This window comes from Methylocystis sp. H62 (genome assembly GCF_015709515.1).
Taxonomy (GTDB): domain Bacteria; phylum Pseudomonadota; class Alphaproteobacteria; order Rhizobiales; family Beijerinckiaceae; genus Methylocystis.
On the sequence record NZ_JADNQZ010000021.1, the window covers coordinates 1 to 10201 of the forward strand.

Consider the following 10201-nt stretch of genomic DNA (forward strand, 5'->3'; position numbering starts at 1 on the left):
AGTTCGGCCAGCCGCGCATTGACACGGTCCGCCCAGCGTTCTCGCCATTCCTCGACAAGCGCCGCGCGGTTCCAGTCCCTAACCTTGCGGCCGAAACCGTTCGCGTCGACTTCGCGCATGGTGAGCATGACATGGGCGTGGGGCTTGGGCTGTCCGTCCGCGCCTCTATCCCAATGCACGTTGAGATCGGCGATCATGCCGCGCGAGACGAACTCGGCCCTCACGAAGTCACGCGCAAGCTCGATCCCCTGCGTCTCGTTCATCTCGCGCGGAAGAGCGAATTCGATCTCGCGCGACAATTGCGCGTCCTTGCGCTTTTCGACCGCCTCGACCTCGTTCCAGAGCCGGTCACGCTCGGACAAGCGTTCGGTCGTGTTGTCGGGCAGCAGGATTTCCGAATGGACGACGCCCGCCTTGTTGGAGAAATCATGGTCGCGCCCCAAGCGTTCGTCATGCAGGCGCGAGGCCGAGCGATAGGCGGCGGCCGCCACGGCGCTGCGCCCGCAGGCGCGGCCGATGACCTTCACGCTGAAATGATAGATCGCCATGACGGCGAATTAATTACGCTGCAAAGCGCACGTCGGCACGACGTATAAGCGCGCCCTCGCCAGAAAAAATCTCGCGAGGGACCGGGCTGCCCCACCCTGTCTCCCAGACCTTACAGCGTTACGCGGCGTCCCGAGCTAAACTGATCGCATCCTCTCATCGCGGAGACAAAGATGCGCAAGCCAAGGGATTTTGATTCGGAACTGAAGGCGCTCGCCGACAAGGCCAAAGCGCTGAAGGAACGCCGCGTTCGACAGCTCGGCGAACTGGTGATGGCGACAGGCGCCGACGCGCTCGACGCCGATCTGCTGGCCGGGGCGCTGATCGACGCGGCGACTATGAAAGACGCCGCGACGAGGGAGGGCTGGCGCAGACACGGTGCGGCCTTCTTTCAGCGCAAACCGTCCAAGCCTGCGCGAGGAGCTGAACGCCAGCCGCAAAGCGCTTTACCGCTCCATGGCGGCGCGGCGTCGGCTTGAAGCCTCAAAGGCGCGAACCGACATGCGTGATTGGGCGCTCAAGCGACGTGCGCGCACACGTCATCTCATCGAACTCGGCGGCCTCGTCATCAAGGCTGGGCTCGTCGAACTAACCGACGACGATCGCGCCGCGCTCTACGGCGCATTCCTCGCTGTCGCCGATAAATTGCGCGGCCAAGAAGGCGCCCGCGCGCTTGCGATATGGAAGCAAAAAGGTAAGCAAGCGTTCGAGGCGGAGGCCGGAATCAACTCGGCGGCGCGCGCCAGCAACACGCGCGCCGAGGGTTGCTGACGCATGATGGTAGAGCGGCGCGATGAAAGGGTCCGCTGCCGAGCTCAGTGGCGGCGAAGCTTTCGACGCGAAGCGAAAGCTATGGATGCTCCCGATGCCGGGGCAGGCGCTGAGGCGACGACTTCGCTGAGGCGTGACAATCAATGCGAGAACTCTCGTTCAGATCGACGCGCCATAATCCGGTGTCGGTCAAGCGAGCCGCTCGGACCGCGCGTATGGTCGTTTACCCAGGAAATCGAAAAAGCGGCAAATCGCCGCTTACGATCGCGCGTTCGAGCGCAAAGAGGAATGCGCGTTGTTCAGATTGGCGTGCGTCTCCGACGTCGCCGCAGGAAACCATAATTTGAAAGTCGCGCCCCCTCCAGGCGTTTCCTCGACCCAGATCCGACCGCCAAGTTTGTCAATTAATTCCTTCGATATCGCGAGACCTAATCCCGTGCCGGGAGTGGCTTCGTTCTTGCGCCAGAAGGGCTCAAAGATTAATTCGCGATCCGCGGGATCGACGCCCTCTCCGTGATCGGTCACCGCAACCACTGCATCCGCTGTTACTTTAACGATCACCGTTCCGCCGATCGGCTCCATGCGCAATGCATTGTCGATCAGGTTTGCGGCCACGCATTCAATCGCCCGCGCGTTGCCGCGCACGGGGACTAAATTCGTTGGCGCATCGAATTCGATATGTCGTTCGCATTCGATCACCAAGGGCGAATAATCGATGACAATCTTTCGAATCGTCGACGCCAGATCCACCTGCTGTTCGAGCGAAGTCTGACGCTCGCTCAACCGCGCGGCAATGAGCATTTGCTCGACGATTGCTTGAAGATGGCTAGCGTCTCGCAGTAGATCGCTCTTGAAAGTCGGCTCTTCAGCATCTTCAAGACGCGCGCGCATGATCGCGAGCGGCGTCCGCAATTCGTGCGCGGCGTTGGCGGTATAGCGGCGCATGCGCGCGGCGCTCGCGTGCAGTCGCGCAAGCCCGGCGTTTATGGCAGTGACGAAAGGCCTGATTTCTATGGGAACGCCCTTCGCGTCAACGGTTCGATCCAGCGAATCGAGGTCGATGCTTTCCGCTTGACGTGCGGCATCGCGAAGCGGCGATAGTCCCTGTCGGACGGCAAACCATGCTGCGGAAGCCGATAACAGAGCGATCATCACAAGATACACAGCCATCCACTGCAGCGCGTCGAGCAAATAGCCGAAGACGTCGTCCCACCTGAATTTCTGACGGTAGATGGCGACGTGAAACCAGCCGAACGGCGTCCGTCGTCGTTCCATATAGCCGAGCGGCGTCGTCTCAAGGTCTTCTGGAAGATTGAAATGCAAATGGGCGGCTGTGATTTGGATTACGCCCGCCTTGATCAGGGTCGAAATAAGCTCCGGTGATGATCCAACGAGCGGCTTACGCGCTTCGTCGAAGACGGCAAATTTCAGTTGCGGAGCGCGTTCAACCTCGGAGACGAGCTCAGCGACTGGGATGATGCGAATGGTTCCGTCTTCTCCCGTCCCCAGTGACCTGATGACAAGATCGCTGACGCGATAGGTGGCGAGTTCGTCGAGCGAGGTTCTGAAATAGGCGACCTTCGCCAGCTCTAGGGCCATCGTCAGCACCGCGCCGATCAAAAATGCGACGAGTTGCGCAGCGAAAAGATAACCGACGACGCGACGCGTAAGAGAAGTATCAGACGTCACGATCCTGCCTTGGGCTTGTCCCTGGCGATCATGTAGCCGACTCCCCGAACCGCATGCAGCTCGACGCCAGCATCAAGTTCTTGCAATCGAGCGCGCAGTCGCGAGGCGAGCGTTGTCAACGCATGCGGCTGCACTTCATCGTCAAGGCCGTAAACGGCGTCGACGAGCGCTTCTCTCGGCACGATGCGTCCTGCACGTCTCAGGAGCGCTTCAAGCAATTTGAGCTCCCGCCGCAATAAAACGATCGGACGCTCTGAAACCGTGACGACGCGCGCATTAAAATCAAAAGATAGCCTGCCGAGCGTGACAGGGGGCGCCCGCCCGCCGCCAGGCCTTCTGAGACTAGCTCGAATGCGCGCCATCATCTCATCGAGGTTGAACGGCTTGGTCAGGTAATCGTCGGCCCCGGCGTCGAGACCTTCAATCCTGTCGTCGACGGCGTCGAGCGCGGTCAGCATCAGAATGCGAATGCCTGGCTGCTTTTCCCGGATGCGCGGGATGAGCTCTAGGCCATCGCCGTCAGGAAGACGCCGATCCAGCAGGGCGACGGCATAGGGGCAATCGGCGACGGCAAGTGCTGCGCTCTCGATCGTGTCCATATGATCGACGATGAAGCCCGCGCTCCTGATCCGCCTAGCGAGGCGACCGGCCAGCTCTTTGTTATCTTCCAAGAGTAGAATTCGCATGGGCGCCGCTCCCATTGATCCTGATCACGGTTATGAACCGATGCGTCGAGCCTTTGCAAGATTGCGTCGTTCCGCCAGTCGCGAAGACGATGACTGTGGCGCCTTCGCCACACCCGGGAGATTCTTACTCCCCGCTCCCCCACGTAACTTTCGCGAGACTCTTCGCATCTACCTCTTAATTTCGAAGGGCATCGCCAACGCCTTTGGCACATGGCCGAATTCTTGCGGAAGTCGCCGCTGAGTAAAATTGGGGGAGGCTTAGGAGCCATGACAGGTCGAAGAGAGAGAGGAGAGGGTCGCCGAGCGCTGTTTGCGCGCGCGCTTGCCTTCAGCCTCGTGATTCTCTTCGTTTTCCAAGGCTTGGTTACAGTGGTCTCCATATCCGGCGCAGGACGTCCGTCGCATAAGAATACGATCCTCACTGCGTTGCTAAGCGCAAGATGCGGCGTCGACACGGGTCATGAGACGCCCACTCCAGGGAAAGATATTGTCAAGACGCAGTGCTGCGCCCTATGCGGCCAGCGCACCTTGGACGTGCCGATCGCTTCGGGCCTTATCGCTGAGGGGAAAGCGCTATCGCGTCGGGCGCCGCAGCATTCATTTGGGCGGTATGTCGCGCACTCTTTGGCAAGGCCGCCGACCGGTTGGGCAAGCTCGTGGTCTTCGCAGGCGCCGCCGAGCGCTTCTTGAAGACGCAATGTAGCCCTGGGGGGCTATTCCCAGGTTTGCCTGCTTCCCCTCGCTCGCGCGCCCAAGACGCCGCGCCGGAGAATTCCAAATGTTTCGCTCATTGGTCATGCGCGGCGTCTCCGCCGGCGCGCTCACTCTATTTCACTCCGCGACCGCCCTAGCACAGCAGTCACTTCCCACCATCGACGTAGGCGGGTGGCATCCAAGGCGGCCCGCCGCGGGACCATCCAGTCCAGGGCCGGCAGATTCAGGCGCGCCTGAGTCAACAGGAGGCCCGACAGTGGGTTCAGCTGAACCGAAAACGCCAGCCGAAGGCTACGTTGTGCGCAACGCCACGACCGCCATGAAGATGAACATTCCCCTCAAGGAGACGCCGGCGTCCATCGTTGTCGTTCCAAAGCAGGTCCTTCGCGACCAAGCGGTCACGCGCTTGCAGGAAGCCTTGGAAAACGTTTCCAGCGTGCGGTCGAACAGCAACAACCGCGGTGGCTATGTGTATAAAATTCGCGGGTTTACCAGTTTCGACGTCTATCGGAACAGCCTCGCATTGCCTGGCGACAGCTTTGCCGGCATGAACGACATGGCCAATATCGAACGAGTGGAAGTTCTGAAAGGGCCCGCTTCGGTCCTTTTCGGTCGCGCCGAACCCGGCGGCGTCATCAACCTCGTCACGAAGCAGCCGCTCTTCGAGGAGCGCTATGTCGTCGATCAGCAGATAGGCTCGTTCAATCACTATCGGACGCAATGGGATTTCTCCGCGCCGGTGAAGCAGGCGCAGGGCGTCGCTTGGCGGCTGAGCGGCGCATATCAGGACAGCGACTCGTTTCTGCCTTACGCGAATGGCAGCCGCATCCTGGTTGCGCCGGTGGTGACTTATCAGCCTTCCTCGTGGACGGAATTTACCGCCGATCTGCAATATCTCGGCAATACGGTGCATGAATTTTCAGGCGTTCCAGTCGTCGGCGCGGCTCCTGCGCCAATCCCGATCCGACGTACCTTCAATGAGCCAAACGATCCCCGAGACCGCACCGCGCAGTTTATCGGCGGCTATTATCTTCGGCAAAACATCGACGAAGACTGGAAGATCGTCAATCGCTTCCTTTACGGCAGCACCTGGTTCAACGCCCGGCAGATCGTTCCCATTTCTCTCGAACCTGATCTTATGACGCTTAATCGCAGCACCACGTCGCAGAATTTGCTGGGCGACACTTACTCTACGAATATCAATCTCGAAGGGAAGTTCACCACATTCGGGGCCAAGCATCAATTTCTGTTCGGCCTCGACTATCTACACAGATATTATGACTATTACTACTCTATTGGGGCGGGAAACTATCCGATCAACATCTATTATCCGATTTATGGAACTGTGCCGCCGGCAGGGTTTCAGGAAGGCTTCCTCGGCAGCGGATTCAATGGGCATTCGTCGTTCCTCGCACGTCAGAAGGGTATGTATGTTCAGGATTTCATGACCTTCCTCGACGATCGTGCGCATATCCTCGCGGGCGTGCGTTACGACATCGCGGACGTAACCAATGGCGACAGTTTCGAAAGCTATGACGCAAACGGGATGCCGCTTTATGATTCGACGAAGCTGGCCGCCATCGGGGCGAGGCTGAGAGCGCCAACCTTTATCGACAAGGGATGGAGCCCGAGGGTAGGCGTGACTTACGATCTGACCCCGGAGGTCAGCGTACACGCTAGCTACTCCCGCTCGTTTGGAGCGAACAACGGGCGTTCGGCCAGCGGCGATCCGTTCCCCGCGCAAAGAGGCATGCAATGGGAGGTGGGCGTAAAGGCGCAGTTGCTGGCCGATCTCTCCGTGGCGATCGCCTTTTATCAAATTACCAAGTCCAACGTGACGACGCTCGATTTCGCCACGCCCGACCCCGCCGACCGGCGAGTCGCTGGCTTGCAGAGAAGCCGCGGCGCTGAACTGGACGTTCTCGGCAGGGTGACGGATCGGCTCAGCGTGATCGCGAATTATGCATACACCGACGCGAAGGTCATCGCCGATAATCCGAAAGATCCCCTCGATCCCTTTGGTAGCGGTTTGCTATACAATCACCTGGACAATGTTCCCCGACATTCCGGCAAGATCTTCGCCACCTATGATTTCGGCGAAAACGGCCTTGGATTTCGGTTAGGCGGCGGCCTGTCCGGCGCGACGCGCGCCTGGGGCGACATCCAGAACACTTTTCTATTGCCAAGCTGGGTGCGGCTTGACGCTTTCGCGAGCTACACCACCCTGCTCGAGGGTCACAAGCTCACTGCGCAACTCAACCTCGATAACATCACCAATACGCGCTACTACACCGGTAACGACATTTTCTTCAACAATTGGGCGCCTCGCATGAACGTGCTCCCAGCGCCGCCGTTCGTCGCGATAGGCACGCTGCGAGTCGAGTTTTAGCGATGGCGCGCCGGTTCTGGGTTTGGCTGCATCGGTGGGCTGGGCTGGCGATGGCGGGTTTCCTGATCATCGTCGGTGTCACCGGCAGTCTTCTAGCCTTCTACCCGGAACTGAATGCATGGCTTACGCCGGAACTTTTTCCTGGTCCGCATCCGGGGCAGGAGATGTCATTGGGCGTTCTGGCGCAGCGCGCTGAGGAGCTCGCGCCAAACGCGCGCACGAGCACTGTGTTCATCGGTTACACAGGCACTGCGATGATTGAAATGGAGCACGCTCCCGGAGCGCCGGACCTCGATTTCAGCAGAATTTATCTTGACGTCGTCACCGGTCAAGAATTGGGCCGGGTCAACTGGGGCGCGCTACCCACGTCGCGTGCTATGGTGATGCCTTTCATATACACGCTGCATTACTCGCTGGCGCTCGGAGAGTTGGGCGTCTGGATTTTAGGCTTTGTTGCGCTCGTTTGGACGATTGACTGCTTCGTCGCTTTTTATCTGACAGTGCCGGCGGTGCGCGAACGCTCGCGCAAAGGCTTCTTCGTGCGCTGGAAGCCATCGTGGCGCGTGAAGCTCGGGAGTTCCTACTATCGCGTCAATTTCGATCTGCATCGTGCAGCAGGCTTATGGCTGTGGGCGATGCTGTTCGTCTATGCCTGGTCGAGCGTCTACTGGAATCTCACGAGCGTTTACACGACGGTGATGAGTGCCATCACCGACTTCCAGCCGCCGCAATGGGCGCAGCCGGCATCCCCGCAGACTATATCCGGTCGCACGCCGATGGGTTGGCGCGAAGCGAATGCTGTCGCCGAAAAGCTTATGGCGCAACAAGCGCACATTCGCGGCTTCACGGTTACCCGACCGCTTGGACTGTCTCTCATGCGAGAACGTGGACTCTTCAATTACGACGTCCACAGCGACCGCGACATAGCCGACAAATATGGCGCCACCTCGCTCGCTTTTGACGCTTCTAGCGGAGCTTTTGTCAGTCTCAGCGTGCCGACCGGCGATCGAGTGGGAAATACCGTAACCACTTGGCTTTCCCGATTGCATATGGCCGACGTTTTCGGCCTCCCTTACAAGATTTTTGTGAGCGGCTTTGGCCTCGTCATCACGATGCTTTCCGTCACCGGCGTTTACATCTGGTGGAAGAAGCGTTCGGCGCGGCTTGCGCATGTGCGGCGCAGGGTTGCGCGGCCGGCGCCGGCGGAGTGAAGGCTTCACGATTTTGCTGCGAATATGTTGTCTATTACGATGGAGCGACAAATGGATTTCGATTGCGCAAAGAGGGGAAGTCTTGTCCAGAATCTGCGCCGCGCGCTGCCGCTGTCGGCCCATCCGCGGCCAGCGCTCATCGGCTTTCTGCGCGAACGCGGCGTCGTCACGCGCGGCGCGCCGCGGCTCGTCGTCCTCGATATTTTTGACGCCGGCGAGGCGTGCGGCGTCATGTGCCGCTTCGCCCTCGCCGAGGAAAGCGAGGCGTCGAGCTTCATCGCGCCGCTGGCGCAAGTCGCGCTCGCGCGCAGACATCCCGCCGCCCGTTTGCGCGTCGGGCGGCAGCGACAACCGCCGCCTGGCGCCCCATGAAGGCGACGCTCGTCGCTTTGCTTTGCCTATGCGTCGGCGCCGCGCAGGCGCGCGCCGAGAAGCCGCGGGAGGACGCGCGCAAGGACAGCGTGCAGAGCGACGGCAAGCGGCGGGACGCGGAAGAGAGCGGCGTCACGGACGAGAGCAAGCGACAGGGCAAGGAGCAGGGCAAGGAACAGAACAAGGAGCGCAGCCAAGTCGAGCGGCAGGAGCGCAGCCAAATCGAGCGGCGCGCCGACGCGCCCAATGCGCAGACGCTGGGGCGCGATCAGAGCGGCGTCTATGTCAACGCGCCGGCGACCAACTCGGCCTATTCGCCGAGTTTCGTCATGCGCGGCTTTCCGAGCGGACTGACGCTGTTCGACGGCGCTTCGCATGGCTTCACCGCCCAGGACGTCGATCTCTCCACCGTCGATCATGTCGAATTCTACAAGGGGCCAAGCGCCATGCTGTTCGGCAAGGCGTTAGGGGGCTACGGCGGCGCCGCCGATTATATCCGCAAGGCGCCGACGCAGGAGAGTTTCGCGCGCACTGTGGCCACCAAGGCGAGCTTCGACGTCACCCGCTTCACCGCCGATATCAACGCCCCGCTCAATGACGAGAAGAGCCTGCTGTTTCGCATGACGGGCTCGGCGCAGACGCTGGGCAGCTTCGTCAATTTCACGCGCACCCGCAGTTTCGATATCGCGCCGATGCTCGCCTTCACGGCGGATAATGGCGACCGCGTCAGCCTGCGCGCCGAGCACAATGGCGCAAGGCTCGTCTGGCGCGACGGCCTGCCCGCCGATCCGGTGTTTCTGCATGTCCCACGCGAGTTCTACGCCGGACTTCCGGCGAATGAACATGAAACCCCGTTCTTCGACGATCTCACCTTGCGCTATGAGCACGCCTTCAACGCCGACTGGAAGGTCGCCGCGGTCGTCGACTATTTCCTCTACGCCAACCGCTGGGGCTGGTTCACCGGCTGGGGCTATGACGGATTCCAATCTGTCGTCTTCGGCAATCCGGTGCGCGCCCGCACCGCCAACCGCAGCTTCGATGCGCAATTGCGCCTCAATGGCCGTTTCGACACCGGCGCCCTCGCCCACACCGTCTTTCTCGGCCTCGAACATTGGGACTTCTACTTCGGCTACAACAATGACGTCGCGCGCTACGCGGCGGCGCCGCTCAATATCTTCGCGCCCGTCTATTCGCCCGGCGTCAGCTATGCCGGGGCCTATTGGTCGAATGGCGTGGCGCGCGCCATCAGCCGCTCGGTTTATGGCCAGGACCTCATCGATCTGAGCGAGAACTGGCGCATCCTGATCGGCGGGCGCTACGATCTCCTCGCCCAGCGTGAACGCGTCTTCGACCCGCTCGGCGCGCTGACGGGAGAGCCGACATCGAGCCTGAGCAAAGGCGTAAAGGGCTATATTTCGCCGCGCGCCGGCATCCTCTTTCGGCCGAATGAAGAGACGCAATTCTTCGCCGCTTACGGCAAATCGCTCATCCCCAACACCGGCGTGCGGGTCCAAAGCGGCGAAGCGCCGCCGCCGCAGCAGGACACCCAGTATGAGCTGGGCTTGCGGCGCGAGTTTCTCGATCGCAAGATGAGCTTCGAGGTCGGGCTCTTTGACATCACCCGCGACAATGTCGCGATCCCCAATCCGGCGAATCCGAGCGGCTTCTATTCCGTCGTCACCGGCCAGCAGCATAGCCATGGCGTTGAGGTCAACCTCGGCGGCGAGATCCTGCCGAATCTCAAAATCAACGCCGCCGCCACGTTCCTGCATGCGCTCGTGTCGAAGGACGACAATATCCCCTCGCAGCAGGGCAGCGATCTC

The 10201-nt window shown here is 60.6% G+C and carries 9 protein-coding genes; 6 read left to right on the plus strand and 3 right to left on the minus strand.

Features of this window, described 5'->3' with window-relative positions; translation table 11 throughout:
* Window positions 1-548, minus strand: a 548-nt coding sequence (mobQ, locus tag IYY11_RS00540; protein ID WP_196402333.1) for a MobQ family relaxase, incomplete at its 3' end; no start/stop codon positions are given.
* 171 nt (window positions 549-719) lie between these two features.
* Between mobQ and traD the strand changes: the two genes are divergently transcribed.
* On the plus strand, window positions 720-1025 hold the full coding sequence (gene traD, locus IYY11_RS00545) for a conjugal transfer protein TraD (RefSeq protein ID WP_196402334.1): 306 nt from the start codon (window positions 720-722) through the stop codon (window positions 1023-1025).
* Window positions 1026-1047: 22 nt separating this feature from the next.
* Window positions 1048-1317 (plus strand): conjugal transfer protein TraD, encoded by a 270-nt coding sequence (locus IYY11_RS00550; RefSeq protein ID WP_196402335.1) that lies wholly within the window; start codon window positions 1048-1050, stop codon window positions 1315-1317.
* Window positions 1318-1575: 258 nt separating this feature from the next.
* On the opposite strand, the gene IYY11_RS00555 is transcribed toward IYY11_RS00550, so the two are convergent.
* Window positions 1576-3006, minus strand: a complete 1431-nt coding sequence (locus IYY11_RS00555) for a HAMP domain-containing sensor histidine kinase (protein WP_196402336.1) — start codon at window positions 3004-3006, stop codon at window positions 1576-1578.
* On the minus strand, window positions 3003-3692 hold the full coding sequence (locus tag IYY11_RS00560; RefSeq protein ID WP_196402337.1) for a response regulator transcription factor: 690 nt from the start codon (window positions 3690-3692) through the stop codon (window positions 3003-3005). The genes IYY11_RS00555 and IYY11_RS00560 overlap by 4 nt, the downstream gene beginning before the upstream one ends.
* A 970-nt stretch (window positions 3693-4662) precedes the next feature.
* Here IYY11_RS00560 and IYY11_RS00565 point away from each other — a divergent pair.
* The 4 genes from IYY11_RS00565 to IYY11_RS00580 form a co-directional block, all read left to right on the plus strand.
* A complete protein-coding gene (locus tag IYY11_RS00565) occupies window positions 4663-6795 on the plus strand; it encodes a TonB-dependent siderophore receptor (RefSeq protein ID WP_312029672.1) in 2133 nt (710 codons plus the stop codon).
* Between the two features lie 2 nt (window positions 6796-6797).
* Window positions 6798-8006, plus strand: a complete 1209-nt coding sequence (locus tag IYY11_RS00570; RefSeq protein WP_196402339.1) for a PepSY domain-containing protein — start codon at window positions 6798-6800, stop codon at window positions 8004-8006.
* 51 nt (window positions 8007-8057) lie between these two features.
* On the plus strand, window positions 8058-8378 hold the full coding sequence (locus IYY11_RS00575) for a hypothetical protein (RefSeq protein WP_196402340.1): 321 nt from the start codon (window positions 8058-8060) through the stop codon (window positions 8376-8378).
* Window positions 8375-10201 (plus strand): TonB-dependent receptor domain-containing protein (locus IYY11_RS00580; RefSeq protein ID WP_196402341.1); only part of this gene is annotated, 1827 nt, incomplete at its 3' end. The genes IYY11_RS00575 and IYY11_RS00580, both read left to right, overlap by 4 nt.

Bases quoted from the DNA above. Each gene is read 5' to 3' on its own strand.
- traD (WP_196402334.1), top strand. From the start codon at position 720: ATGCGCAAGCCAAGGGATTTTGATTCGGAACTGAAGGCGCTCGCCGAC.
- IYY11_RS00570 (WP_196402339.1), top strand. From the start codon at position 6,798: ATGGCGCGCCGGTTCTGGGTTTGGCTGCATCGGTGGGCTGGGCTGGCG.
- IYY11_RS00550 (WP_196402335.1), top strand. From the start codon at position 1,048: ATGCGTGATTGGGCGCTCAAGCGACGTGCGCGCACACGTCATCTCATC.
- IYY11_RS00560 (WP_196402337.1), bottom strand. From the start codon at position 3,692: ATGCGAATTCTACTCTTGGAAGATAACAAAGAGCTGGCCGGTCGCCTC.
- IYY11_RS00575 (WP_196402340.1), top strand. From the start codon at position 8,058: ATGGATTTCGATTGCGCAAAGAGGGGAAGTCTTGTCCAGAATCTGCGC.